Annotated in this window: 29 protein-coding genes; 9 read left to right on the top strand and 20 right to left on the bottom strand. The window is 45.9% G+C overall.

What is annotated here, in order from left to right; translation table 11 throughout:
* The first annotated feature begins 100 nt into the window (after nucleotides 1–100).
* Nucleotides 101–748: an START domain-containing protein gene (locus QLG00_RS06625; RefSeq protein ID WP_282470687.1), complete on the top strand. Its 648-nt coding sequence runs from the start codon at nucleotides 101–103 to the stop codon at nucleotides 746–748.
* Between the two features lie 62 nt (nucleotides 749–810).
* Here the strand turns inward: QLG00_RS06625 and QLG00_RS06620 are convergent, their stop codons facing one another.
* Both QLG00_RS06620 and dkgB read right to left on the bottom strand, forming a co-directional pair.
* Nucleotides 811–1,989: an MFS transporter gene (locus QLG00_RS06620; RefSeq protein ID WP_004944623.1), complete on the bottom strand. Its 1,179-nt coding sequence runs from the start codon at nucleotides 1,987–1,989 to the stop codon at nucleotides 811–813.
* A 9-nt stretch (nucleotides 1,990–1,998) separates the two neighbouring features.
* Nucleotides 1,999–2,802 (bottom strand): 2,5-didehydrogluconate reductase DkgB, encoded by an 804-nt coding sequence (dkgB, locus tag QLG00_RS06615; protein ID WP_282470686.1) that lies wholly within the window; start codon nucleotides 2,800–2,802, stop codon nucleotides 1,999–2,001.
* Between the two features lie 141 nt (nucleotides 2,803–2,943).
* On the opposite strand from dkgB, the gene QLG00_RS06610 reads away from it, so the two are divergent.
* On the top strand, nucleotides 2,944–3,849 hold the full coding sequence (locus tag QLG00_RS06610) for a LysR family transcriptional regulator (protein ID WP_111812395.1): 906 nt from the start codon (nucleotides 2,944–2,946) through the stop codon (nucleotides 3,847–3,849).
* On the opposite strand, the gene QLG00_RS06605 is transcribed toward QLG00_RS06610, so the two are convergent.
* Nucleotides 3,832–4,191: a hypothetical protein gene (locus QLG00_RS06605; protein WP_025096039.1), complete on the bottom strand. Its 360-nt coding sequence runs from the start codon at nucleotides 4,189–4,191 to the stop codon at nucleotides 3,832–3,834. The genes QLG00_RS06610 and QLG00_RS06605 overlap by 18 nt on opposite strands.
* A gap of 90 nt (nucleotides 4,192–4,281) precedes the next feature.
* Here QLG00_RS06605 and QLG00_RS06600 point away from each other — a divergent pair, with 90 nt between their 5' ends.
* Nucleotides 4,282–5,694 carry a PLP-dependent aminotransferase family protein gene (locus QLG00_RS06600; RefSeq protein ID WP_048765192.1) on the top strand — a complete coding sequence of 471 codons (1,413 nt, stop codon included), beginning with the start codon at nucleotides 4,282–4,284 and terminating at the stop codon, nucleotides 5,692–5,694.
* Between the two features lie 42 nt (nucleotides 5,695–5,736).
* Here the strand turns inward: QLG00_RS06600 and QLG00_RS06595 are convergent, their stop codons facing one another.
* The 8 genes from QLG00_RS06595 to QLG00_RS06560 all read right to left on the bottom strand — a co-directional run bounded on the left by QLG00_RS06595 (nucleotide 5,737) and on the right by QLG00_RS06560 (nucleotide 10,884).
* Nucleotides 5,737–6,759 carry an NAD(P)-dependent alcohol dehydrogenase gene (locus QLG00_RS06595; RefSeq protein WP_004933617.1) on the bottom strand — a complete coding sequence of 341 codons (1,023 nt, stop codon included), beginning with the start codon at nucleotides 6,757–6,759 and terminating at the stop codon, nucleotides 5,737–5,739.
* Nucleotides 6,760–6,782: 23 nt separating this feature from the next.
* On the bottom strand, nucleotides 6,783–7,337 hold the full coding sequence (locus QLG00_RS06590; protein WP_004933621.1) for a DNA-3-methyladenine glycosylase I: 555 nt from the start codon (nucleotides 7,335–7,337) through the stop codon (nucleotides 6,783–6,785).
* Between the two features lie 34 nt (nucleotides 7,338–7,371).
* Nucleotides 7,372–7,617 carry a hypothetical protein gene (locus QLG00_RS06585; protein WP_025096036.1) on the bottom strand — a complete coding sequence of 82 codons (246 nt, stop codon included), beginning with the start codon at nucleotides 7,615–7,617 and terminating at the stop codon, nucleotides 7,372–7,374.
* An 11-nt stretch (nucleotides 7,618–7,628) separates the two neighbouring features.
* Entirely contained in the window at nucleotides 7,629–8,195 is a 567-nt protein-coding gene (locus QLG00_RS06580) for a M23 family metallopeptidase (RefSeq protein ID WP_227264933.1), read from the bottom strand.
* Nucleotides 8,196–8,202: 7 nt separating this feature from the next.
* On the bottom strand, nucleotides 8,203–9,237 hold the full coding sequence (gene mutY, locus QLG00_RS06575) for an A/G-specific adenine glycosylase (RefSeq protein WP_048765194.1): 1,035 nt from the start codon (nucleotides 9,235–9,237) through the stop codon (nucleotides 8,203–8,205).
* Between the two features lie 130 nt (nucleotides 9,238–9,367).
* Nucleotides 9,368–9,730: an HIT domain-containing protein gene (locus QLG00_RS06570; protein ID WP_004933633.1), complete on the bottom strand. Its 363-nt coding sequence runs from the start codon at nucleotides 9,728–9,730 to the stop codon at nucleotides 9,368–9,370.
* A 59-nt stretch (nucleotides 9,731–9,789) separates the two neighbouring features.
* The gene (locus QLG00_RS06565) at nucleotides 9,790–10,533 is read right to left on the bottom strand and encodes a dienelactone hydrolase family protein (RefSeq protein WP_119690655.1); all 744 of its coding nucleotides are present in this window, start codon (nucleotides 10,531–10,533) and stop codon (nucleotides 9,790–9,792) included.
* A gap of 192 nt (nucleotides 10,534–10,725) precedes the next feature.
* Complete coding sequence (locus QLG00_RS06560; RefSeq protein ID WP_004933640.1) at nucleotides 10,726–10,884, bottom strand: DUF1328 domain-containing protein; 159 nt, start codon at nucleotides 10,882–10,884, stop codon at nucleotides 10,726–10,728.
* A gap of 187 nt (nucleotides 10,885–11,071) precedes the next feature.
* On the opposite strand from QLG00_RS06560, the gene QLG00_RS06555 reads away from it, so the two are divergent.
* On the top strand, nucleotides 11,072–11,524 hold the full coding sequence (locus QLG00_RS06555) for a YcgN family cysteine cluster protein (RefSeq protein WP_208476702.1): 453 nt from the start codon (nucleotides 11,072–11,074) through the stop codon (nucleotides 11,522–11,524).
* Here QLG00_RS06555 and QLG00_RS06550 read toward each other — a convergent pair.
* On the bottom strand, nucleotides 11,521–12,159 hold the full coding sequence (locus tag QLG00_RS06550; RefSeq protein ID WP_004944645.1) for a cation transporter: 639 nt from the start codon (nucleotides 12,157–12,159) through the stop codon (nucleotides 11,521–11,523). The two genes, QLG00_RS06555 and QLG00_RS06550, sit on opposite strands and share 4 nt — an antisense overlap.
* Before the next feature lie 64 nt (nucleotides 12,160–12,223).
* On the opposite strand from QLG00_RS06550, the gene QLG00_RS06545 reads away from it, so the two are divergent.
* From QLG00_RS06545 to QLG00_RS06525, 5 genes are all read left to right on the top strand, one after another.
* Entirely contained in the window at nucleotides 12,224–12,637 is a 414-nt protein-coding gene (locus QLG00_RS06545; RefSeq protein ID WP_151746029.1) for a Cd(II)/Pb(II)-responsive transcriptional regulator, read from the top strand.
* 122 nt (nucleotides 12,638–12,759) lie between these two features.
* A complete protein-coding gene (locus QLG00_RS06540) occupies nucleotides 12,760–13,950 on the top strand; it encodes a PQQ-dependent sugar dehydrogenase (RefSeq protein WP_151746030.1) in 1,191 nt (396 codons plus the stop codon).
* Nucleotides 13,951–15,135: a class C beta-lactamase gene (gene ampC / locus QLG00_RS06535; protein WP_151746031.1), complete on the top strand. Its 1,185-nt coding sequence runs from the start codon at nucleotides 13,951–13,953 to the stop codon at nucleotides 15,133–15,135.
* A gap of 79 nt (nucleotides 15,136–15,214) precedes the next feature.
* The gene (locus QLG00_RS06530) at nucleotides 15,215–16,489 is read left to right on the top strand and encodes a replication-associated recombination protein A (RefSeq protein ID WP_025096028.1); all 1,275 of its coding nucleotides are present in this window, start codon (nucleotides 15,215–15,217) and stop codon (nucleotides 16,487–16,489) included.
* Between the two features lie 476 nt (nucleotides 16,490–16,965).
* Nucleotides 16,966–19,002 carry a bifunctional diguanylate cyclase/phosphodiesterase gene (locus QLG00_RS06525; RefSeq protein ID WP_282470685.1) on the top strand — a complete coding sequence of 679 codons (2,037 nt, stop codon included), beginning with the start codon at nucleotides 16,966–16,968 and terminating at the stop codon, nucleotides 19,000–19,002.
* Here the strand turns inward: QLG00_RS06525 and QLG00_RS06520 are convergent.
* From QLG00_RS06520 to dapA, 8 genes are all read right to left on the bottom strand, one after another.
* Nucleotides 18,999–19,853, bottom strand: coding sequence for a formate/nitrite transporter family protein (locus QLG00_RS06520; RefSeq protein ID WP_119690648.1), 855 nt, complete (start codon nucleotides 19,851–19,853; stop codon nucleotides 18,999–19,001). The two genes, QLG00_RS06525 and QLG00_RS06520, sit on opposite strands and share 4 nt — an antisense overlap.
* A 208-nt stretch (nucleotides 19,854–20,061) precedes the next feature.
* Nucleotides 20,062–20,793, bottom strand: coding sequence for an amino acid ABC transporter ATP-binding protein (locus QLG00_RS06515; RefSeq protein WP_282470684.1), 732 nt, complete (start codon nucleotides 20,791–20,793; stop codon nucleotides 20,062–20,064).
* The gene (locus QLG00_RS06510) at nucleotides 20,771–21,430 is read right to left on the bottom strand and encodes an amino acid ABC transporter permease (protein ID WP_025094598.1); all 660 of its coding nucleotides are present in this window, start codon (nucleotides 21,428–21,430) and stop codon (nucleotides 20,771–20,773) included. The genes QLG00_RS06515 and QLG00_RS06510 overlap by 23 nt, the downstream gene beginning before the upstream one ends.
* Nucleotides 21,431–21,441: 11 nt before the next feature.
* Nucleotides 21,442–22,107 (bottom strand): amino acid ABC transporter permease, encoded by a 666-nt coding sequence (locus QLG00_RS06505; RefSeq protein WP_004944663.1) that lies wholly within the window; start codon nucleotides 22,105–22,107, stop codon nucleotides 21,442–21,444.
* A 33-nt stretch (nucleotides 22,108–22,140) separates the two neighbouring features.
* Nucleotides 22,141–22,926, bottom strand: a complete 786-nt coding sequence (locus QLG00_RS06500; RefSeq protein WP_004933682.1) for a transporter substrate-binding domain-containing protein — start codon at nucleotides 22,924–22,926, stop codon at nucleotides 22,141–22,143.
* Nucleotides 22,927–23,414: 488 nt separating this feature from the next.
* Nucleotides 23,415–24,134: a phosphoribosylaminoimidazolesuccinocarboxamide synthase gene (gene purC / locus QLG00_RS06495; RefSeq protein WP_004933683.1), complete on the bottom strand. Its 720-nt coding sequence runs from the start codon at nucleotides 24,132–24,134 to the stop codon at nucleotides 23,415–23,417.
* Between the two features lie 37 nt (nucleotides 24,135–24,171).
* Nucleotides 24,172–24,777: a lipoprotein-34 precursor (NlpB) gene (locus QLG00_RS06490; protein WP_282470683.1), complete on the bottom strand. Its 606-nt coding sequence runs from the start codon at nucleotides 24,775–24,777 to the stop codon at nucleotides 24,172–24,174.
* Between the two features lie 9 nt (nucleotides 24,778–24,786).
* On the bottom strand, nucleotides 24,787–25,683 hold the full coding sequence (dapA, locus tag QLG00_RS06485) for a 4-hydroxy-tetrahydrodipicolinate synthase (RefSeq protein WP_048765213.1): 897 nt from the start codon (nucleotides 25,681–25,683) through the stop codon (nucleotides 24,787–24,789).
* Nucleotides 25,684–26,048 lie beyond the last annotated feature (365 nt).

The raw sequence follows: 26,048 nt of genomic DNA, 5'->3' as shown, positions 1-26,048 counted from the left end.
CTATAAAGTCTGTCGTTGAGCCGCGTCAAGCAATTGGCTTTGGTGCAACCCAATGATACTGCTCGAACTTGCTCGGTATGGCATAAATAATGAGAACAATATGAAAAAAAAATCATGGCTTTTGGCCTTGCTGCTCACATTGGCCACATCTGCCCAAAGTGCGCCTGCCAACGAAAAACTGAGCCTTGTTCGCAACAATATCAAGGTCTGGACCTATCGTTCAGAGGCCAATCCGGTGATCCAATATAAGGCAGAAACCACCTATGATGTGCCGCTTGAACGGGCGGTCAGTTTGGTGCTTGATGTCGCTCGTGCGCCAGAGTGGGTGCCTTATATGGGGGATACCAAGATTTTGTCGAGAGACGACAAGAAGGGCGAGTTTGTACTGTATATGGTGCTCGATTTTCCTTTTCCGCTAAAAGATCGTGATGTGGTGGTGAAAAGTAGTTTGAGTAAGGATGCGACAGGCCGTATCGTGATTCGAAATATGGCCTTGTCTGGTGGATATCCCGAACAGCCGGGCCGAATTCGCATACATCACTATGTCGGAGACTGGACGTTTCAAAAGTTAGGTGCGCAGAAAGTAAAGGTCACCACGTCGGGTTATGCCGACCCTGCAGGAAGTATTCCGCTGAGTTTTGTGAATATGTTTGTCGAGCAGCAGCCCTATCAAATGCTGATGAAAATGAAAACAGAGCTGGCACAGTCCACAGTATCGAATGTCTATTTACCCGACGTGTTAAAGTAAAGCAATAAAAGTAAAGCAATAAAAGTAAAGCAATAAAAAAGCGTCCCTGAGGACGCTTAAATTTAGTCGGTGCACGGTTTGGCATGAGAATGCGCGGTCTGTGCCACTCGCATTTGCAGCAGTACCAGCAGTAACCCTAATCCGGCTAAACCAGCGCCGGTGTAGGAGACGGCTGCATAACCGAGCTGCTGACTCAAGACCCAGCCACCTGCCGCGGCACCCAGTGCATTGCCTAAATTAAATGCACCCACATTAATCGATGATGCCAGCCCGGGCGCCTCGTGTGCAATTTTCATGACGCGCATTTGGACCGGAGGAACCAGACCAAAAGTGGCAATACCCCAGAGAATCACGGCAATCGCTGCGCCCAGTTGTGTTTGCGCCAACCATGGAAAGAGTAACATCATCACGATTACCATCGATAAGAAACCAATCAGCGTTGCATTTAAAGCGCGATCCGCCAATCTGCCTCCCAAGTGATTGCCAATCGAAAATCCAATCCCGATTAGAACCAGCATCAGCGTTACAAAGCTCGGTGTTGCATCGTTAAAGCGATGCAAACTTGGTGCAATATAGGTGTAGAGGCTAAACATCGCACCAGAGCCCAATACCGTGGTCAGCAGTGCCATCAAGACGGGAAACCGGGTCAGCACCTTTAGTTCTGCTCGAATATTCGGACGTTGACCCGACTGCCCCTGTGGCAAGGCTTGATACAACGAGATCATGGTCAGTAGCCCCAGTCCCGAAATACTTAAAAATGCCATTCGCCAGCCAATTGTCTGACCGAGCCATGTGGCCAGAGGAACTCCCCCGATATTGGCAATGGTCAGGCCCATAAACATGGCTGCCACGGCACTGGCCTGTTTATGTACGGGAACCACACTGGCCGCCACCACCGAACCAATGCCGAAAAATGCGCCATGATTGAGACTGGTGATGAGGCGTGCGGCCATCAGGCTCCAGTAATTCGGTGCCAGTGCCGCTAAAATATTGCCCACGGTAAACAGTGTCATCAGTAAGATTAACGCCTTGCGCCGTGGCACATGTCCCAGCCAAAGCGTCATGATCGGTGCACCGAGCATAACGCCCAAGGCGTATCCTGTAATCAACATTCCCGCTGTTGGAATACTGATCTGTAAATCACTGGCGATATTGGGCAATAAGCCCATTGGTGAAAATTCGGTGGTTCCAATGGCAAACGCGCCAATCGCCAAGGCGAGCAGAGGAAAGTTCAGTTTCATGGCCTAATCTCAGTCCCACTCAGGAGCAAGTTCAGCCGGATTGACCTCTCGACCGTTACGCTCAAGCGCTGCTATCTGTTGCATGTCATCTGCACTGAGCTGAATCTGCTGTGCTTGCAGATTTTGAATCAGATGTTCACGCTGGGTCGATGACGGAATGACGGCAAAACCGCGTTGTAACGCCCATGCCAGTGCAATTTGAGCGGTACTGACCTGATGTTGGGCTGCAATGGCCTTGAGTACGGGATCTTGCAAGACTTTGCCGTAGGCCAGTGTCATGTAGGACGTAACGTCAATCTCATGCTGTTTGAGCATATCAACCAGTTTGGTATTTTGCAGATACGGACTCAGTTCGATCTGGTTGGTGGCAATGTGCTCTGCACCGACCGTATCGATTGCCAGTTGCGTTTGTGCGATATTAAAATTTGAAATCCCGATATGCTGGGTCAGGCCTTGCTGTTTGGCCTGCATCAATAGCTGCATGACAGCCACCAGATCAATGTTTTTTTGTGGCGCAGGCCAATGCACCAAGGTTAAATTCACAGCGTCGGTTTTGAGTTTCACCAAGCTGTCTTTTAAGCTGGGGATTAAATCTTGTTCGTTCAGATTGCTGACCCATATTTTAGTGGTTAAAAATAACTGGTCACGTGCCACACCGCTGGCTTGAATGGCTTGACCTACTTCGGCTTCGTTGTCATAAATCTGGGCTGTATCGATGGCGCGATAACCGACCTCTAAGGCGGTTTTCACCGCATCCACCACCACCTGATCTTTTAAACGAAACGTACCTAAACCAAATGCAGGAAGAATCATATGCGTACCTATTTTTTACGCCCGCGGACTGCAAGCAAGAATTTAAAACAATGATGATTATTCTGCGGTGATAATTGTTGCGAAAAAATACTGCAATACGCAAAATATCGTTGAGTATTTGTCAAGAATCATGATCTAGATATGAAATCGACCCTAGAAGAGCTAGTTGCGTTTATTCGTATTGTCGATGCCGGATCGATTGTATCGGCTGCAGAGCAACTCAATCAAACGCCATCGGGTATTAGCCGTGCACTTAACCGGCTTGAAAAAAAACTCAATGTGACCTTACTAGAACGAACCACGCGTAAAATTAAACTCACCCAAGAGGGCAGTTTATTTTTGGTACGGGCACGGACGATTTTGGCCGATCTGTCAGATGCCGAAGAGGCACTGTTAAAATCGGACAGTGATACCTCGGGACAGCTTCGCGTCGATTCGGCCACACCGTTTGTGCTGCACGTGATTGCACCCTTAATGAAAAAATTCATGCAGCGCTATCCCAACATCGAGATCGAACTCAATAACAACGATCAGGTGATTGATCTACTTGAACACAAAACAGATGTTGCGATTCGTTTTGGCGCATTGCATGACTCCAGTTTGCATGCACGCCTGATCTGCAAAAGCCGGCTTTATATTGTAGCCAGTCCTGAATATCTGGCCGAACATGGGCATCCCCGACATTCACATGAACTGAATACGCATCAGACCATTGGCTTTAGCCGTCCGGTATATTTAAATACATGGCCCCTCAAGGTGGGTGAGGAGTATTACAGGATTGAACCTAAAATTACTGCCTCCAGTGGTGAAACTGTCCGTCAGCTGGCATTGAGTGGCCACGGCATTGCACGTTTATCTGAGTTCGAGATCTGGCAAGACCTACAAGCAGGCCGACTGGTGGCATTGTTTGAAGATCAAATTGAGCGGCAGCTTCAGCATATTCATGCGGTGTACTATCAGCAAAAGCACTTGCCAAACCGCATCCGCTTGTTCATCGACTTTTTGGCCGATGAGCTAAAAGATCAATTTTCAACGCCAGATGAATGATTGTGTGGCACTTGGAAGCTGAACCTGCAATAAGGATGCATGTTCGTTGGGGCGCTGTATACGAAACAGATTTTGATTCTGGCTGCATTCAAACACCAATTGCTCGGTTTTTAATGTGCCGATCAGCATGCCATGCTCACTGGCTGGACGATACTGATAGCGGATCTGGTTGGGAGTATGCGACTCGCGCTGCCAGAGTCGAAAATCATACAGTTGCTGCATTTTAAGATAGCCCTGAATCATACTCTGACAAATATAATCTTGCTGCTGCTGTTTCGCATCGAGCGGATGACAGGCGCTCAACAGGAATATAAATGTAAATATAAATCCTAATTTTTTCATGGTGTTATCTCATATATGTTGCTTTTTAGAGGTTAATCGGTTTGTATGGATCAATACAGATACAGATTTTTATAAAAAAGCGGTACAGATATGGCCTTTCACTATCAGCGCTTGGCACAGCAGATTGCACATAAAATTTATCAGCAACAGTTATTGCCGCAGCAGAAGTTAAGTTCTTTGCGTGATTTTGCAGCCCAGCATCATGTGAGTGTCAGCACTGCAAAAAGTTGTTATGAATGGCTTGAGGCGCAGGGGTTGATCTATGTCCGTCCAAAATCGGGCTATTTTGTCAAACCCAGAAGTGGGTTGAGTCGTTTACCCGTCAGCCCTGAATTTGAATCGATGCCACGTGAGGTTTCCAATCTGATGTTACAAAATCAGATTCAGGAAGCCTCTATTCAAAATCATTTGATTCCCTTTGGTGCCATTCAGCTTAGCCCTGAGCTGGTGCCAATCGATGGCTTGCGTCGCTCGATACAACGCGCCTTGAAATATTGTAAACCTGAAGATTTTTTGTATTGTGAAAAGCAGGGCCATTTGCGCTTACGTCAGGCATTGAGTGAACACTGGCGTGAAGACGGCATTTATGTGGCACCCAGTGATATCTTTATCACCAATGGGTGTATGCCGGCGTTATCGTTATTGATTCAGCAGTTAAGTCGTGAAGGCGATAGTGTCCTGATTCCAACGCCGACTTTTAACGGACAGCTGCAAATGCTGGCGGGTTTAAATCGACATATTATCGAGATTCCAGCAGACCATAGCGGCACTGATCTATTACGCCTTGAACAGGCCATGCAGCAGCATCGGCCGAAATTGTGTTTACTCACGGCCAATTATCAAAATCCTTTGGGCTATTGTTTGGCCGATCAGGATAAGCAGACCATTGCGCAGTTAGCGGCACGTTATGAATGTATTATTTTAGAAGATGATATCTACGCCGAATGCAGTCACAACGGGCAGCGCCCGCGACCAATCAAACATTGGGACGAGGCAGGGTATGTGGTCTGGGTCAGTTCGGTGTCAAAATCATTATCGAGCGCGTATAGAATCGGCTGGTTTTGTATTGGGGCTCAGCTCGAATCCATGCGTCCACAGTTTCTTTCACACAACATGATTGTGAATACACCATTGCAACTGGCGCTGGCCGATTTTATTTTTAGTCGTGCCTATCGTGCGCATCTGAATCAGTTATATCCACGTTTGCTTCAACAGGTCGAAGCCTATCGAGACGCGATTTTAAATGCATTTGCGCCTTTAAGCATTGGTTTGAGTCAGCCTCAAGGGGGCTATGCCTTATGGCTTGAGCTACCCGAAACGATCAATAGTATGACGTTATACGAGGTTGCCCAGCAACACGGCATCAATATTGTTCCGGGTACGGTATTTGGTGAAGATCAGCGTTATGGACATTTTATCCGGCTGAGTGTGGGGCATGCTTTGCGGCGTGATTATCATGCAGCGATTATCTTTTTGGCAGATTGGGTGAAACAGCATGGTTAAAATCTGGCGATCACGAGCGATCACCAGATTTACGCGAGCAGATTAAAAATCGGCTTGGAGCACAATTCGATAACGTGCCTTGCCCGAGTGTAGACGCTCAAGCGCATCATTGAGCTTCGACATAGGATACATCTCGATTTGCGGCGCGATATTTTTACGGGCAGCAAATTCGAGCAGCTTGCGTAAGGCAGCAGGCGAGCCAGTAGGCGATGCGGTTAGTGATTTAGCACCTCCAAGTAGCGCACCGACAGGTACAGGAATCGGCTCCATCACCACGCCCAAAAAGTGGAAAGTACCATTAGGTGCCAATGTGTTTAGATACGCATTCCAGTTTAAAGGCACATTGACCGTACTCAGCAGTAAATCAAATTTACCTTGTTGCGATTTAATTTCGGCATCATCACGGCTATTGACCACGTGATCGGCACCCATGGCTTTGAGTTCGTCGGTTTTACTTGGATTTGAACTAAACGCAGTAATCTCGCAGCCCCATGCTTTTAATAGCTTGATGGCCATATGACCCAGTCCGCCAATCCCAATCACGGCAACGTGGTGAATGGCTTGAATCTGATGTTTTAATATGGGGTCAAACACGGTAATTCCACCGCACAACAGTGGCCCGGCACTGGTTGGATCAAGTTCGTCTGGTAAGGGAATGACCCATTGCCAGCCGGCACGGACTTTATTGGCAAAGCCACCCGCATGGCCAACAATGGTTGCGGTATTTTCACCAGTACACAAGACCTGCTGACCACTGATACACTGATCACAGGCCTGGCAGCTTTCTGCCGTCCAGCCAATCCCGACACGTTGACCCAGTTTGAGCCCTTTGGCTTCGCTGCCAAGCTGCGTAATGGTACCAATGACTTCGTGACCTGCCACCACCGGATAAACCGAAGAATGCCACTCATTGTTGATGACCGAAACATCGGAATGGCACAGCCCACAATATTCGACTTTGACTTCTACCTGATGGGGCAATAGTTCACCGGCATCAAATGTATACGGCACGAGTGCTTCGCCAGCTTTCATTGCGGCGTAAGCTTGAATTTCATTACTGCTCATGATTGACATCCTTAATGCTTGACTCATTTAAACGAACAATCATCTTCATGATCATTCACCATGCCTACAGCCTGCATAAATGCATAACAGGTCGTGGGTCCTACAAATTTGAATCCAAGTTTTTTAAGTTGTTTAGACAACTGGACACTGAGCTCTGTTTGAGCCGGGGCTTGCCGATAATCTTGAACATCATTAAGTATTGGTTGATGCTGCACCTTTTCCCATAACCATGTTGAAACATCCTGTGTCTGATGTTTAAGTGATTGCCAAGCAATCGCATTATCACGAATGGCTTTGAGCTTGCCGATGTGTCGGATCAAGCCTTTATCCTCTAATTTGAGTTCCAGTTGGTCATTTGTGAACTTGGCAATTTCTTCAATGGAATGCTGAAAAAAATGTTGTCTATAAGCTTCTCGCTTTTTTAACACCGTGATCCACGAAAGCCCAGCTTGTTGACCTTCGAGGCATAACATTTCAAAGAGTTTGGCTTCATCATGTTCGGGTTTACCCCACTCATGATCGTGATAAGCCATATACACAGGATCTGTAGAACACCAGCCACAGCGCCGAACACTCATCTTATGCTCCTTGAAATTGAATCTTAATCTATTGTTATAATGTAAAACGCGTCCACTGATCGGACGATGTGTCCCAATAATATAATTCTGCGCGTTCTAAGTTTTCAAACTTGATCCAGAAATCCTGACCTGATTTATCGGCATAGCCAGTACTGATCAAGAGGGCATCCTCTGTAATTTCCATGATCCAGCCTTGATAGCTTTGACCATCTATACAGATTTTTTGTTGATTCCCCGATTCGGCAAATTCGACCAGTCGATTAACCAAAGCTTCAGACATCATTTAAGTTCCTAACGTAAATATGGATAAGGGTTTACTGCACCACGGCCTTTTCCGTCCAGATAAAGTCCATAATGCAAATGGGGAAGGGTATGGCGTGCATTTCCGGTATTGCCTACATACCCGATCAGCTCGCCTTTTTTGACAGCATCACCCACGCTTAAACCACGTTTGTGTCCGTCCAGATGGGCATAATAATGCCATGAAGCGGCCGGACCAATAATCCAGATGACTTTACCACCTAAGTTGTTGTCTCGTAAGTCTGCAACAATCCCATCGGTGGTGCTGTATATTTTTGTTCCACGTGGAGCAAGTATATCGATGCCTTCATGCCGACGACCATGACTGCGCGCAGCTCCCCATGTATCACTGAGTGCATCGCGTTGAATGCCTTTCACCGGAATGGGCAGGCGATGGCTGAGCGGGGTGGCCTTTAATCGTGCCAGATCTGCGCTGGGTAGAGGTGTTGTTTTTTTGGGTGTTGTGGTACAGGCAGACAACACAACCGTTACAAAGATGATCCCAATATAGACAAAAAAAGGGCGCACAGCTCCTCCTTGGATGTGTCTTTTGGGCATCACTATGTCATGAATCCAGCGCAGAGATCAATTTTTTCATCGCGGTGGGAATACCTCGAGATGTGGCTTCTTCGGGGCTGAGCCACTCGCCGGCAGCCGCACTCATCAGATGCTCCTTTTGATCATGTTCCACGTGAAACATCTGTACATTCAACACCCAAGTAAAGTGGGTGAAGCTGTGGCTGATCTGTACGTTTTGTGCCAGCGGACTGAGACCATACTCCCTAACCCATTGCTGTATCTCGCCTGAATGCTCGATAATCGGGAGACACCACAAGCCACCCCAAAGTCCGCTTGCATCGCGTTGCTGCCAAAACCACTGTTGTTCCGACTGGATTAACAGTACTTCGGCGTGGCGTATCGGCACTGGTTTTTTGGGCTTCTTAAAAGGTAATTCACTTTCGATGCCTTGCTGATGTGCCTTGCAGTGCTGCTGCATCGGACAATACAAACACAACGGTTTTTTAGGCGTACAAATGGTTGCACCTAAATCCATAATCGCTTGGGTATAGTCGTGATTACGCTGCCGAGGGCAGAGCTGCGTTGCAATCTGCCACAGCATGCGCTCGTTGGCAGGTTTGCTAAAGTCATCTTCAAGTGCCAAAAAACGTGATAAGACACGTTTGACGTTGCCGTCCATAATCACGCCATACTGACGTAATCCGAGCGACATCAATGCGCCAGCTGTGGAGCGTCCAATTCCGGGTAAGGCCATCCAGCCGTCTAGATCGTGAGGAAAATGACCTTGCCGATGCACAATGCCTGCTGCCTTATGCAGATTGCGTGCCCGCGCATAATAGCCCAGACCGGCCCAGTAGGGTGCCACATCATCCCATGTGGCACTGCCGAGAGCATCGACAGTGGGAAAGCGCGTCATAAAGCGTTCAAAATATTGCAATACGGTTTTGACTTGTGTCTGCTGCAACATGATTTCAGAGACCCAAACCTTATAAGGGTCATCGGCCACCTGCCAAGGCAAGTCGTGTCGGCCATGTTGATCAAACCAAGTCAGCAATGCATCGGAAAAACAAAAATCAGACATGAAATCATACAGCGGCAGGGAAGAGGTCAGTATACCCAAATTGAATTATCACAGCTATCCGTTGCAAGTAAAGCCATGCAAAAGGGACGATCATTGATCGTCCCTGAGCTGATACTATGCGTGTGCCGGTTTAGTCTTGCACAATCCCCCAGCGCTTATCGAGCTTGAGCTGCTGCCCTTTATAGCGTGGAATGATGTGAATATGCAGATGCTCAGACGCTTCGCCAAAGACATCGCCGTCATTAAAAGCCACATGGAAACCATCGGGTTGATGACGAAGTTTGAGTTCATTACGTGCAAGTTCGAGTAAAGAAAGCAGACTTTTACGCTCTTTATCTGTCACTTCAAAAAAAGAACTGACATGACGAATCGGGATAATGATGGAGTGTCCTTTGGACAGAGGATTTGCCTCGGGCAAAATTACACCAAAATCATTTTTATCAATGACGTCGTAGTCGTCAAATTCACAATAAGGGCATTTTTTCTCTGTCATTTTCATATCCTCGATTGATGTTGTTCTTTAAACCCTTGTGTCCCAGCACCGTTTATACATCACTTTGCACACAGATGACGTTCAAGTAAGGCATACATAGCAGCCAAACTGTCTTGCTCTGCTTGTGCACTATAGCCTAAATCTACCCCATTTGCTTTGGCTCGTTCATCGGCAAGCGGGTTACTAAAGCCATGTTTGGCACCTTCCAATACCACGACGCTGTAGTCCACCTCTGCATTGTTCATTTCTTCTTTGAATTTAGCAACATCTTCAAGTGTGACCATGCTGTCTTTTTCACCATGTAATACTAAAATTTCACCCTGAATTTGTCTTTTTTGTGCAGGTGCTTTTGGGGTGAGTGTACCGTGAAACGAAACGACTGCTTTTAAGGGCGCGCCTTCGCGTGCCAGATCGAGCACGACTTTACCGCCATAACAAAATCCAATCGCGGCCACATGACTTGCATCCACTTCAGGTTGTGCTTGGAGTGTTTCAAGACCCGCCGTTGCACGTGTGACGATGGTATCTGGATCTTGAAAGGTTTGCGTCATCCACGCATTGGCCTGGGCTGCCTCTGTGGTTACTTTTTTCTCGCCATACATATCGATCGCCAGTGCCGCATAACCATGTTCGGCCAATTCACGAGCACGCTGTAGCGTATAGTCGGTGCGACCCCACCATTCAGGTGCCACAATCACACCTGCAACCGGGCTTTTATTAGCGGGGGCTGCAAAAAAACCAATCAGATGGGTACCGTCCTTTGCGGTGTACTCAATTTCACGGGTAATAATCGATGCTGTCATGGGTTAAATCCTTATAAAGAATAAAAGTCAGCTTGTGCAGATCAGGCACTATGTGACTCAAAGAGCCTGCTACATGGTCTTAGGATGTTCAAAAAATAGTGGGTTGATGTCAGATTTTCAAGATAAAAAAGAAGGACCGTACAGTACGATCCCTCTTTTTTATGGTTGAAGCGTATAGACACGAATGAATCGTTATACCCTACCACGCGAGATAAATCCGATAATTGCCAAAATAACAGCAACTACGAGTAAGATCACTGCGAAATCTTTGGACAAGCCAGCAACGCCACCGAACCCTAACAGACTCGCAATAAGTGCAATCACTGCAAATATAATCGCCCAACGGAACATTTTTTTGATCTCCTTATATTTATCGTTCTTTCAATATAGAGCGAAATTTCAGATGGCTATGTGTTGTTTATGTGGCGAAAATGTATAAAACACAGCATCTTGAGGAAACATTTGTTACAAAGCCGCTCAACCACGAAGGGCCAGCAAAGAGTGTTATACTTTAGGCTCTGGTACCGAGATATTCACTATGACCACCGCACTGCGTCCCCAATTTTGGAAACATTATCCGCTTGATGCACTCAATACAGCAGAGTGGGAAGCCCTGTGCGACGGTTGTGGCCTGTGCTGTCTGATTAAACTTGAAGATGAAGACACGCATGAAATTGCCTATACGCAGGTGGCCTGCAAACTGCTCGACTGCAACACTGCGCGTTGCTCTGATTATGAAAATCGTCAAGCCAGCGTGCCCGACTGTATTCAACTGACACCTGAGCGTTTGCAAAGCATTCGTTGGTTACCGTCGAGCTGTGCCTATCGGCGTTTAAATGAAGGGAAAAACTTACCTTCATGGCATTATTTAAATACGGGCTCAAGGCAAAGTATGCTAAAAGCACGCAAATCAGCAGCAGGGCTATGTATTTCAGAAACCGAGGTACATGAAGACGATATCGAGGAATACATCGTACGCTGGATTCGTTAATCTGCCCTACGACTTTGTATGACTTGGCTGTCCCGACGCTCTTGAAGTGATTGCTGAGTAACGCTCCATGCGGCAGTCAAACCCAAAAAGGCCATGATTGAGGCCACCACCAGATCGGGCCAGATGCTTTGGGTACCAAACACACCGAGTGCAGCCAGCATAATGGCGCAATTTCCAATCGCATCGTTACGGCTACACAGCCACACCGATTTCATATTGGCATCGCCATCGCGAAAGGCAAACAGTACAAGCGCGCTGATCAGATTGGCCATTAAGCCCATAAAGCCAATTGCACCCATAGCCATTGCTTCAGGCGCCATGCCGTAGAATATCGACCAGAGTACTTTAAGCAATACAATCAGGGCAAAGATCCCCATGGTCAGGCCTTTAAGCAGTGCAACGGTGGCCCGCCAGTACAGACTCATGCCCAACGCAAAAATCGAGATGATGTAATTGACGGAATCACCCAAGAAATCCAGTGCATCGGCCCATAGCGAAGTCGAGCCAATATGTGCACCGCCGAAAACTTCAATCAAAAACATGCCAAGATTTAGTAAAAGTGCAATCCATAATGCCGTCTTAAATTTAGCACTCTGATATTTTTCGGGTGGGTGATGTTGACAGCAGTGAGCCATATGCAAGTTCCTCAGTATGGGATAAGCTGAGTAAAAAGGCTGGAGCCGCTCCAAGGTCAAGCACATGATGAAATATTTAATTGGTGAACTGGCAAAAAAATCGCAGGTTTCTGTCGACAGCATCCGTTTCTATGAAAAACGTGGTGTGCTCAAAGCACCCAAACGCGCAGACAATAACTATCGTTACTATGATGATCAGGCACTGGATCAACTGATTTTTATACGACATTGTCGAGAGCTTGGGATGTCTTTAAAAGAGATTGAGACATTGCAGCAATTGCTCGAGCATCCTGAACAGCAATGTACGCTGGTCGATCAGGCGATCGAAATACATTTGGGCCACATCAATGAAAAAATCAAACAGTTTGAACGCTTTAAAACCGAGCTGCAACAACTCAGGCAACGTTGTCAGTCAAGTACGACCATCGACGACTGTAAAATTGTACAAACGCTCAAAGAGTATGATCCCTCAATCTAGTCGTCTTGATTGACTGTGCTAGTGTCTCGACATATCTGGTAAAACAAAACTACATATTCACAGCATTGTGCCGAGTCTGAATTTTTTATGCTACAAGATCAAAGACTCAGGAGTATAACGAGATGACGAAGCAATTTGCCACGTCGATACTGTGTAGTAGCTTTATTTTGTTGGGGGCGTGCGGTGCAAACAACACCAACTCCAAAGCACCCCAATCCAATTCACAAAGCAGCTCAAGCGTGCAACAGGCAACCCGCGTAGAGCAAACATTTAACCAGGAAGCGGTTGCCAAATTTGATGAGCCTTGGGCGCTGACCACATTACCTGATGACCGATTACTGATCACCGAGCGTCAAGGCAAGCTTAAACTATTTGACCCAGCCACTCGAAAAAGTCTTGAGGTTGCGGGTGTGCCGAAAGTCAGTTATGGCGGGCAGGGCGGATTGGGCGATGTGATTGTGCATCCCGATTACGCGCGAAATTCTTGGATTTATCTGAGCTATGCTGAAGCAGGCACCGGTGGATACGGTGCAGTGGTAATCCGTGCCAAACTCGATCAGACCCGTGCAGCACAGCCACGTTTGACCGATATTCAAAAAATCTGGACGCAAGTGCCCAAAATGTCGGGACAGGGCCACTATGCACATCGTTTAGCTTTTGATCAGGAAGGAAAACTCTGGATCAGTTCGGGCGAACGACAAAAGTTTGATCCAGCGCAGGATATGACGTCGAATTTGGGCAAAATTGTGCGCTTAAATGACGATGGCACGCCAGCAACCGGGAATCCATTCGCCAGTCAAGGTGGCGTTGCTGCGCAAATTTGGTCACTGGGTCATCGTAACCCGTTGGGCATGGCCTTCGATGCCAAAGGTCAGTTGTGGGTCGTTGAAATGGGCCCCAAAGGCGGTGACGAGCTGAATCGGATTGTGAAAGGTGCCAACTATGGCTATCCGATTGTTTCCAATGGTGATCATTATTCAGGAAAACCAATTCCCGATCACGATACTCGCCCAGAATTTCAAGCGCCTGAGGTGAGCTGGACACCGGTTATTTCTCCGTCCAGTATGATTATTTACCAGCATACTGCCTTTCCAGCATGGAAAGATAAAGCCATTATCGGCGGGTTATCTTCTGAATCCATTGTGGTGGTTGATCTTCAATCGCAACCCGTACAGGAAGTACAGCGCATTGATATGCAACATCGGATTCGAGGCGTGCATGCCGCCAAAGATGGAAGTCTTTGGGTGATTCAAGATGGCACCAATGCCAGCCTACTCAAATTAACGCCCAAATCATCAACCGACAGACTTTAAATGAAATCCACTTATTTACATCGTATCGCATCGTTCACTTTTACCGGCTGCATGGCAGGATTCATCTCCTGCACTGCAGTCGCTCAGCCGCTGAGTGCGCAGCAGGTTCAGCATCAAATCGATCAGTATTTTCAGCCATTGATCGATCAGTATCAGATTCCGGGTATGTCCGTTGCAGTTACCATGCACGGACGGCATTACTACCGTCATTATGGTGTGGCATCCGTACAAACCCAGCAGGCGGTTTCTGAGCAAACACTATTTGAACTTGGTTCCGTGAGTAAACTGTTTACAGCGACCCTAACAGGTTATGCGCAAGCACAGGGCAACCTGAAACTCAGCGATCATCCCGCACAGTATTTTCCAGAGTTAAAACAAAGTGCCGTGAATCAGGCTACGCTACTGAATTTGGGTACCTATACCGCAGGGGGCTTTCCGCTACAGTTTCCCGAGCAGGTCACCACTCAATCCGACATGGTCAAGTATTTTCAGCAGTGGCAGCCCAAAGCAGCCCCAGACCGTATTCGTGAATATTCTAATCCGAGCATTGGTTTGATGGGAGAACTGACGGCGAGAGCCATGAAAGCCCCGTACACCACCTTAATGGAGCGCAATTTGCTGGTGGCGTTGGGTATGCGCCATACCTATATTCAGGTTCCAACTGCTCAGATGCCACATTACGCATGGGGATATAAGGCTAAACAAGCGATTCGGGTTTCACCGGGGATGTTTGATGCACAGGCGTATGGGCTCAAAAGTACCACAGCCGATATGCTTAAGTTTTTAGATGCTGAGCTGAATCCGCAGCAGCTCAAACCTGCCCTGCAACAGGCAGTGGAAAACACACAAATCGCTTATTTTAAGGTTGGGCCTATGCAGCAAGGTTTGGGGTGGGAGCAGTATGCCTATCCTGTTGCTTTAGACACTTTGCTGGCCGGTAATTCAACTCAAATGGCGCTAAATGCACAGCCGGCTCAGCCGATTGCTCATCCGGTCAAAGCGCCAGCACAAACTTGGCTAAACAAAACTGGTGCAACGAATGGCTTTGCGGCCTATGTGGTATTTATTCCAAGTGAGCAGATTGGACTGGTCATGCTGGCAAACCGTAATTTTCCCAATGAAGCCCGCATTCGTGCCGCCTATGCCACGCTTACGCAGCTTATTCAGTCTAATCACAACAAATGATCAGTTGCAGTGTAGATTCAAATTGTAGATTTGCACCAGACGCAATAGACTACAGGAAAACCCCATAAAGTCTTTGATGATGTCAGATACTCATATTCCACTTCCCGAACGTTTACGTCCACGCGATTTATCAGAAATTATTGGACAAGATCATTTGCTGGGTGAACATGCGCCACTGCGTCAAATGATTGATCAGGGCCATTTGCCCTCGATTATTTTCTGGGGGCCACCCGGAGTGGGTAAAACCACCATTGCATTGCTGTTGGCACAGGCGGTAGACCGGCCTTTTATCAGTCTGTCTGCACTCAATACCGGGGTTAAAGAGCTACGTGAGGTGATTGCCGAAAGTGGCGACCTGTTGACTCCCGTGGTATTTATTGACGAGATTCATCGGTTTAATAAATCGCAGCAAGATGCGCTGCTGAACGCGGTTGAAAAAGGCAAGATTACCCTGATTGGCGCCACCACCGAAAACCCGTCGTTTGAGGTGAATGGTGCGCTATTGTCGCGTTGTCAGGTATATACCTTGAATGTGCTCGATGCAAATGCCATTCAACGCTTAATTGATCGAGCGCTCGATTCGGATGCCTTTTTAAAAGCGCGCCATATTCACATTGAAGAATACGATGCGCTGCTTCAGTTCGCCGCTGGTGATGCCCGTAAGGCACTCAACCTGATCGACTTAATTGCCAGTACATTTGAGCCTGATCAGGAAAATTTGGTCACCAATGCCGTAACGGTTAAGGTGGCACAACAAAATATTGCCCGCTACGACAAATCGGGTGAACAGCATTACGATATCGTTTCGGCCTTTATCAAATCGATTCGCGGGAGTGATCCGGATGCAGCGCTGTACTGGATGGCACGAATGCTTAAAGGCGGGGAAGATCCCGTATTTATTGCACGGCGCATGCTGATTGCCGCTTCTGAAGATATTGGCAACTCCAACCCGAATGCATTGCTGTTGGCCGGGGAATGTTTTCGCTCAGTGCAGGCTGTGGGCATGCCCGAAGCGCGAATTATTTTGGGCCAGTGTGCCGTATATCTGGCTACGAGTCCGAAAAGTAACAGCACTTATCTGGCCATCGATCGGGCATTGGCTTTGGCAGAAAAAACCGCCAATTTGCCTGTACCATTGCATTTACGCAACGCACCAACCAAACTGATGAAGCAGCAGGGCTATGGTGTGGATTATCTGTATCCACATCATTATCCGGAGCATTTTGTAGAGCAAGAGTATTTGCCGCCTGAACTCAAAGGCACCAAGCTGTACGAATACGCCCGAAATAAGCGTGAAGTCGAAGGTGAGCGTTTGCAGCAACGTCGCTGGCAACACGAGCAGCAGCAACAATAATCAAAGGAACTCCCATCAAGGAAGATGAGAGTTCTATCAATAAAGTCATGAAAAAAATAGGTAAAAAGAATGGATGTTGGAGCAGTTTGAATTGCAAACCTGCGTGCGATATTTAATCTGCGCAACAGGTTACGAAAACCAGTACCTTTGAAATCGATGCGATCCATAAAAAATTTAAAGAAAACTGGGATCGTGTCTATCCTGCAAGGTTATTGGTGGATTTAGAAAATGATACAACAGATAAAATGTCATAATGCTTAAGCAGATTATAACGGATCAAATACCATCGATCCGTTAATCATGAATATATCTTCAAGTTAATCTATTAAAAATGAACAATTTAAAAAATTATAATTTATAGTAAAAGTATGTTTCTAATATTTAAATAGATTTTTTATGCCAAATAAAACGGGTGACGAATGATGTTATACTTATAGACAGATTTGTCTATAGAATAAAATAGTGCTGATATAAAAGTGAAAAATAGTTTAAATCTGGATCATACAGTTAATAGCATCACTCATTTAAATAAAAATATGACGGTGTGTGGTGGAAATGCAGCATTCTTTGAACGCATTAACATGGATGTCGCGGTATGTCAGCAACGCGATTTGCAAGATCTACTTCCAGATGACTGGTGGCAGCATATTTATCCCTTATTGCAACCCGCAATTGAGGGACACTCGGGACAGGCCTGCTGGCAGATTCAATGTCACAAGCAGGGCACTCTCTCTAAAATGGCCTTTGTATCGCCTTATTTTTCAGGCGATCAGCAGGTCGCGGGCATCACCCTCAGTGTGGTTGAACAAGCTGATCAGCTTAGCATGCAGCAGCAGCTTGCGAAAATTCTGAAAGATTTTGAAAACTACAAATTGGCGATCGATGCGCATTCGATTGTGGCCATCACCGATCATCGTGGCATCATCACCCATGTGAATGAGAAATTTTGTGATATCTCGCAGTATGAATATCACGAACTGGTGGGCAGCACGCATAAAATTATCAACTCGGGCTATCATCCACGGACATTTTTTAAAACCATGTGGAAAACCATTGCTCAAGGACAGATTTGGAAAGGTGAGATCTGTAATCGTACCAAACATGGCAATTTGTACTGGGTCGATACCACCATAGTGCCGCTTAAAGACAACAATGGTTTATTAAAGAATTATATTTCTATCCGAACCGATATCACGCAGTTGAAATCTTCCGAAGATCATGCCAAGTACATGGCGCTGTATGACGAATTAACCGGACTGCCCAATCGACGCTATGTCAAAGAGCGGCTAACGCAGGTGATTCAGGCCAGTAAAGATGAGCAACATCATAGTGCAATCATGATGATGGATCTGGACAACTTTAAAACGGTCAATGATACCTTGGGGCACGACTACGGCGATCATTTACTCAAAATGGTGGCGAAACGGGTCAGCAAATGTGTGCGGGAAACAGAAACCACGGCACGTCTGGGTGGCGATGAGCTGCTGATTATTCTGTCTCACTTAAGTGAAGATGAGGCCACAGCGCATCAGCAGGCACATTCGATTGCAGAGCGTATTTCTCAAGTGATTTATCAGCCTTTTGTACTTGAAAATCAGGTCATTCAAACCAGTGCCAGTATCGGAATTTTTGTATTTAAAGATGATTCCATTCCACAAAATGCACTGCTCAAATATGCGGATATGGCGCTCTATCAAGCCAAGGCCAACGGAAAAAACTGCATTTGTACCTTCGATCCTTTGATGGAATCGCAGGTGGTGTCACGCGCCTCGCTCATTTCAGATTTACGGCAGGCACTGATTCGAGATGAGTTCGAGTTGTATTATCAGGCTATTGTGGATCAGCATAAAACCATTATTGGCTATGAAGCATTATTGCGCTGGATTCATCCGGTACGTGGGCTGATTTTACCTGGCGAATTTATTGAACAGGCCGAGAAATCGGATCTGATCCATCATATTGGCAATCGCGTGTTACGGATGGCTTGTCAGCAGTTGTACCAATGGAGCCAGCATGAACATTCGGCGCACTGGACGGTATCGGTCAATATTAGTGTACAGCAATTTCGCCAATCCGATTTTGAAGACAACGTCATGCAGATCATTCGCGAAACAGAGGCCAATCCTCATCGCCTGCGTTTAGAACTGACCGAAAGTATGTTTTATCGCGATATGCACAGTTCAATTCAAAAAATGAAAAAACTGATCGAAATTGGCGTTCGCTTTTCGATGGACGATTTTGGCACGGGCTACTCATCGCTGAATTATTTGAAGCTATTGCCTTTAGATCAGCTCAAGATCGATCGATCCTTTGTAAAAAATATTGTGGATAATCCGCGCGATCTGGCGATTGTGAATACGATTATCCGTCTAGCGCATTTGCTTGATTTGAATATTGTCGCCGAAGGCGTCGAAACTCAAGAGCAGCTCGACTGCCTAAAAGAAAACCAATGCTTTAGTTTTCAGGGCTTTTTGTTTGGGCAACCACTACCGATCAAGACGCTGTACGATTAGTCCAGTTCTTCATTGACCTGTCCGTAAATCAGTAAGGTAAACACGCCTGTTCCTCCCAAAATATTGCCCAAGGTGGTCGGAAGTAAAAATTGAAGCACATAGTCATAAAGCGAGGCATGCCCCTGATATACCCAGTAGGCCATTTCTGCCGAGCCGACGATCACATGTGTAAATCCACCCAAACCCATCAGATAGGTAATAAAGAAAATCAGTAAAAACTTGTTGGTGGCCGAAGGGAGCATCCAGACCAAGGATGCAATCAGGATACCCGCAGGGATTCCCTTAATAATATTGTCTGTGGCACTCAACGCAGCTACATGATGGGCCAGCTCGTGTAAAGCCTGATCAACTTCTGGTGGAAAAAGCTGGGCGTTGAGTAAAAATAAGGCCGCCAGCGCCGTTCCGATTAAATTGCAGACAAATACAATACTCCACAGCCGAAATACGCCTTTGAGCTTATCAAAGGTAAATGGATTAAAGAGTGGAACCACCGTAGTAATGGTGTTTTCGGTAAAAAGTTGCATGTGTCCAATAATGACCAGTACAAATCCGACCGTGTAGCCCATGTTGGTGACCAGATCTACCCAAAGTGCATCTGCGGGCAAGTAGGCGGTTAGAATGGCTTTAAAAACAAAGGAGAAGCTGATAATCACGCCTGCGGTAATACCTGAGAAAATCAGCGCCTTGGTCGGACGGTTCAGCTCCTCAATGCCATCGCGGCGGATAATTTCATAAACCAAGCGGGGCGAAAGCTTTTCATGTTCTTCCACTGCCATTCGCTCTTGCCAGCTTAGATTGTTGTCGTTTTTTTCTTTTTCAACCTCGGCTTTTTCTTTTTCAGTCTCGCTCATTGCAATTTCCTTTATTGTGATCATGTGATTTTGAAATGCATATAAGCCAGCATCTGGCATTGATTTATGCGTGTTATTCTCTTTATTTTTATAAGATTTTTACAAAGAGTCCAGTATTCAACGAGGTGATTTATGTAATCTTAGATCACTGAGGACGGTAGAAAAAAGTAGGCAATACATCCTGCAGATGAATTGCCCTGAACAGGTTTTAGGCGTGAGTTAAATCAATGAACGAACGTAATTCATCGGTTTGAGGTGCTGCAAACAATGCTTTGGCAGGGCCGTATTCATGTACGCGACCTTCATGCATAAACAGCAAGTAGTCGCCCACGTCACGGGCAAAGCGCATTTCATGCGTGACCATGATCAAGGTCATACCATCTTGGGCCAAGTCTCGTACGACTGCCAAAACTTCATTGACCAATTCTGGATCGAGTGCCGAGGTAATCTCGTCACAGAGCAAGATTTTAGGCGACATGGCCAATGCACGTGCAATCGCAACACGCTGCTGCTGTCCGCCAGAAAGCTGACTCGGCATGGCATCGGCTTTGTGTTTTAAACCAACTTTATCCAGCATCAGCATGGCCAGATCACGAGTCGCCGCCTTATCGACTTTTTTGACAATCTGGACCGCCAGCATCACATTTTGAATCACGCTCAAATGTGGAAATAAATTAAACTGCTGAAAAATCATCCCGACTTTCAGGCGCAGTGCCGTTAAATCGGTTTGCCCGACTTCAAGTAAGGTCCCATCAACCTCGATGTATCCTTCGTCGATGGTTTCGAGGCCATTGATCGATCGCAACAAGGTACTTTTGCCCGAACCACTGCGGCCAATAATCGACACCACTGAACCAGCTTCTACTTCTAGTCCAATACCTTTGAGTACATGGTGATCGCCAAAGCGTTTATGCAAATTATGAATGTGAAGCAGAGCCATGAAGTTTCTTCTCAAGATAAGCTGCCAAGGCAGACAGTGGATAACACAAGATGAAATAACCGATCGCAACCAATCCAAAAACCAAGAATGGTTCAAAGGTGGCGTTGGCCAGTACAGAACCAGTTTTGGTCAGTTCGGTAAAACCAATGATCGAGGTAACGGCAGTGGCTTTTACAATCTGTACGGAAAACCCGACTGTTGGTGCAATGGCGATACGAGTTGCCTGAGGCAAAATCACATAACGAAACTGCTGTAAACGCGTCATCGCAAGGCTTGCAGCCGCCTCCCATTGACCGCTTGGAATCGCTTGTACACAGCCGCGCCAGATTTCGGCAAAATAGGCAGCGGCATAGGCTGTGAGTGAAAAGGCAGCAGCAGCCCATGGTGAAATATCAATACCCAACAGTGACAGGCCAAAAAAGGTCATAAATAATTGAATCAGCAGCGGCGTACCCTGAAAAAATTCGATATACACCACAGCAACTTTTTGTAATATCGGATCTGGGTTAATCCGAAGCATTAGAACCAGTAAGCCACACAAGCCACCGAGCACAAACACCATCAGCGATAACAGTAATGACCAACCCAAGCCATTCAGCAGATTTTGAATAATGTTCCAGAGCGTAAATTCTTGCATCATCATCATGATTAAACGCTCCCTTTAAAGCAGACACGTCCAATTCGCATCAAGATTGCGCGAACGCATACCGCCAACACCAGATACAGCACCGCCACCACAATATAGATTTCAAAGCCACGGAAATTACGCGACTGAATAAAGTTGGCGACAAAGGTGAGTTCTTCCATCGAAATTTGCGAACACACCGAAGAACCCAGCATCACAATAATAATTTGGCTACACAGCGCTGGCCAGACCCGACCCAGTGACGGTGGCAAAACCACATGTCGCAAAATTTGAAAGCGGGTCATGGCCAGTGAAGCTGCTGCCTCGATTTGACCTTTGGGCGTGGCCTGAATACCAGCACGAACGATTTCGGTACTATAAGCACCCAAATTGATAATCATGGCCAAAATGGATGCAGTCCATGCATTCATGGTCACGCCAATGGCGGGTAAGCCAAAGAAAATAAAAAACAACTGCACCAGAAACGGGGTATTACGGATCACTTCGACATAAATCCGAAACAGGGCACTAACCGGTTGAATACGCCAAGCACGGCATGCTCCCCCAATCACCCCCAGTGCCAAGCCAAACACCGTACCAATCAGTGTTAGAACCACTGTACGGCCCAGCCCTTCGGCAATCATGCCGGTGTAGGGCAGAACACTGGAAAACTCAAACTCGTAGGCCATCTCGATCTCTCATTCAAACGGACGTGGGTGACATTAGAGTTGTTTTGGAAGAGGAGCACCCAACCATTGCACCGAAATTCGATTGAGCTGACCGTTACTTTTTGCGGTTTTAATAATGGCATTGAGCTTGCCTTGTAAAGCTGCTTCGCCTTTATTTAGACCGATATAACATGGCGAGTTTTTAATAATGAATTTGGTATCAAGCGGCTTTTTGCTAAAGTGTTTACTTAAGCTTCCCGCGACCACGTTGCCAGTTGCAATCAAATTCACCTGACCTGAGTAAAAAGCCGATACGGTCGAGTTATTGTCTTCAAAACGCTTAATGGTGGTTGAGCTTGGTGCGACTTTGCTCAGCTCTAAATCTTCGATTGAACCACGTGTGACGGCAATCGTTTTACCCGCTAAATCCGCAGCAGATTTTACCGCGATATTCTTTTGTCCAAACACGCCATTATAAAAAGGCGCATACGGGCCAGCGAAATCAATGACTTTTTCTCGCTCAGGATTTTTACCTAAACTTGAAATCACCAAATCCACTTTTTTGGTGGTCAGATAGGGAATACGGTTGGCACTGGTGACTGGCACCAATTGCAATTTTACTCCTAAATCTTGTGCAATCAGTTTGGCTACATCAATATCGTAGCCCTGTGCTTTTAAATCGGTCCCCACAGTGCCAAATGGCGGAAAATCTTGCGGAATTGCAATTTTAATTACACCAGCTTTTTTAATATCGGCCAGGGCATCGGCATGAGCAAAGTTTGAAACTAAAACAGCAGAAAGCGTGGTTAAAGCAAAAACAAAGGATGTACGGTTTGACATGGTCACTCCAGCAAGCATAGGGGAGAACAGATTGTGTATCTAGATTTAGCAACAACCATGCCATGATGAAAAAAAGAAAATTAATTAATATAAGTATATGATTTTAAATTGCTTTAAGGTTTTTATAATTGAATCAATAAAAAGTTGGACTATTTAAAATGCTTAATAATGAGTATAAAAAAACGGAAATAGCCCCTTCTGGTAAGACCAGGTCAGACCAGAAGATAAACATCGATATCGAGGCTGAATCGAATACTAAAAAATATTTTTTAAAAAACTAATATTTTTCAGTATCTTAATGTGGTTTATATAGTGAAGTAAGTAGTGGATGAATGTTCTAGATGCATTAAAATGTACTTTTTTGGATCATTTTTGATCGATGCTTAATTTTTGCACCAGAATTGCCTTCGACGATAGGCTAAGAAAATAAAGATGGAGCAAACATAAAAAAACAGCGCCAAGCGCTGTTTTTTTTAAACACAAGACAATTAGATATCTGTTAAATCGATACCCAAGCGTGCTGCCACTTCTTCGTAGGCTTCAACCACGCCGCCTAAACCTTGGCGGAAACGGTCTTTATCAAGTTTCTTCTTGGTGTCTTTGTCCCACAAACGGCAACCGTCTGGAGAGAACTCATCACCAAGGACGATACGGTCGTGGAACACACCAAATTCAAGTTTGAAATCGACCAGAATCATGTTACCCGCATCAAACAATGCTTTTAACACATCATTGACTTGATAGGTAAGTTCTTTCATTTTAGCCAACTGATCCGCTGTCGCCCAGCCTAAAGCAATCGCTTGAGATTCGTTTACCATTGGATCGCCAAGGCCATCGTCTTTAAAGAACAATTCAAATGTTGGCGGAGTCAGTTCTTTGCCTTCTTCTACACCTAAGCGACGGCACAATGAACCTGCCGCATAGTTACGAATCACGCACTCGACTGGAATCATGTCGAGCTTTTTCACCAACACTTCGTTTGGTGTAAGCAGCTGTTCAAAATGCGTTTCGATACCTGCTTCGGCCAGTTTTTCCATAATAAAGGCATTAAAACGGTTGTTGACCTTGCCCTTACGATCTAGTTGTTCGATTTTTTCGCCATTGAACGCGGAGGCATCATCACGAAAGACTAAAATCAAATGGTCTGCGCTGTCTGTCTCGTATACAGATTTTGCTTTGCCAGTATAGAGCAAGGTTTGTTTTAACATGGGGGAACCTTTTTCAAAAAAAAATCGCCTAGAGAGTCTAGGCTGGCCAGTTTTGGTTAATCTGGTTTAACACTTGGTTGGCAGTCGCAGTATCGGCAAAGCTGTTACTTGGCGTAAACAGTGCCAGATTGTTACTTGTACCAACGGCAGTTAATCTGAGGACAAAAACTTGCTCACCCACTTTAATGGTGGCTTGATACGCATTTTTGTCTTGTGCAATCACGGTGTAGTTCATGCTGTTGAGCGTCGCCATGGTGTATTGCCATACCGCTTCTGATGGACCATCAATTTGCAATAATGGATTTTTGTTTCCATCGGTCACCAAACGCGGACGACTCATGCTCATGCTGGTATTAGATGCAGTTGCAGGTTGCGCTTGTACCTGTTCCGGACGAGGTGCTGCATAACGGTTACCGCGTTTATTTTCAAAATTTGGTGCATGCTGAATTGCCAGATCATCAACAATCGGCGCCGGATACAGCGGTGTAAACGGGCGCATGGTTGCATTGGCAGGCAATTCAAGCGGAGCAACATTAGATGCCTTTTTATAGTCCAAAGAATGATTATTTAAACTCAAGCTGTTACAACCGGCCAAAGCGATACTGGCGATTGCGAAGGTAAACCCAAGACGTAACTGCATCATAATTTGCTCTTATTGAATAATTCCCGCAGCTTTTAGCTGATGACGGAGAGGTTCGCGATATTGTTCGGCGAGAGGAGTCAAAGGAAGACGAATTCCAGTTTCGATTAAGCCCATCTCATGTAGCGCCCATTTCACAGGAATTGGGTTCGATTCGCAAAACAGAATATTGTGTACATTTGCAACTTGCTCATTGAGCGATTTTGCCTGCTCCGACTCACCTTGCAAAGCAGTTGCACATAACTCACTCATTGCTTTAGGAATAATATTGGCAGTGACCGAAATATTGCCTTTGGCGCCAAGCGTAATCAACTCCCATGCGGTTTCGTCATCACCCGAATACACCGCCATGTTGCCCTTTAAACCGTCGATCAATGCTTTGCCACGTGGCACGTCACCAGTTGCATCCTTAATGCCGATAATATTTGGAATCTCGGCCAGACGGATTGCCGTCTCGTTCGACATATCCACGCCAGTACGGCCCGGAACGTTGTATAGAATTTGTGGAATATCTACGGCTTCTGCAATGGCTTTATAATGCTGATAAAGGCCTTCTTGTGTTGGTTTATTATAATATGGCGTCACCAAAAGTGCGGCATCTGCGCCAAGCTCTTTTGCGGCTTTTGTCAATTCAATGGCTTCGTGAGTGGAATTTGCACCAGTACCTGCAATAATTGGAATACGTTTGTTCGCCACACGAATAATTTCTTTAATAACGGTTGTGTGTTCTTCCATGCTAAGTGTTGACGCTTCGCCAGTGGTGCCGACGGCGACAATACTGTTTGTACCTTGTTGGATATGCCACTCAACGAGCTTCTCAAGACCCTTCCAATCTACACTGCCATCTTTATACATAGGGGTGACGATTGCGACGATTGAACCTTGAATGGTCGGTGCTTGCTGAGTCATTTTAAAAAAATATCCTATTGTTCCATCCGGATGAAATAGTAAATACGAAAAGTGGACGGTCTGCAGTATTTTGAGTGTAAGTCACGGCCTAAACAAGTAGGCTGGATGACTATTATGCAAATTATGACTGATCAGAGAGATAAGAACAATATCCTTTGATCAAAGCATGTAAAAACTTTGACACAATACAAAGTCTCAAAAGGATGGTGTGGCCGATCTGTCACATAATCAGTGCGACGCATTGAATCATTGAATTTTTTAACATGACTTGTCAGCGGCGTATGAGTTGCTATGCTGTGAAATATTTAAAATATGATCGATTCCTCATATAAGAAAGACTGCTGAAGCACTCTGCGACGGTGGGC

It is taken from the genome of Acinetobacter sp. V89_7 (assembly GCF_029967895.1).
Classification (GTDB): domain Bacteria; phylum Pseudomonadota; class Gammaproteobacteria; order Pseudomonadales; family Moraxellaceae; genus Acinetobacter; species Acinetobacter soli.
Note: the sequence above shows the minus strand (reverse complement) of the source record. Positions and strands in the feature narration are given on the sequence as shown.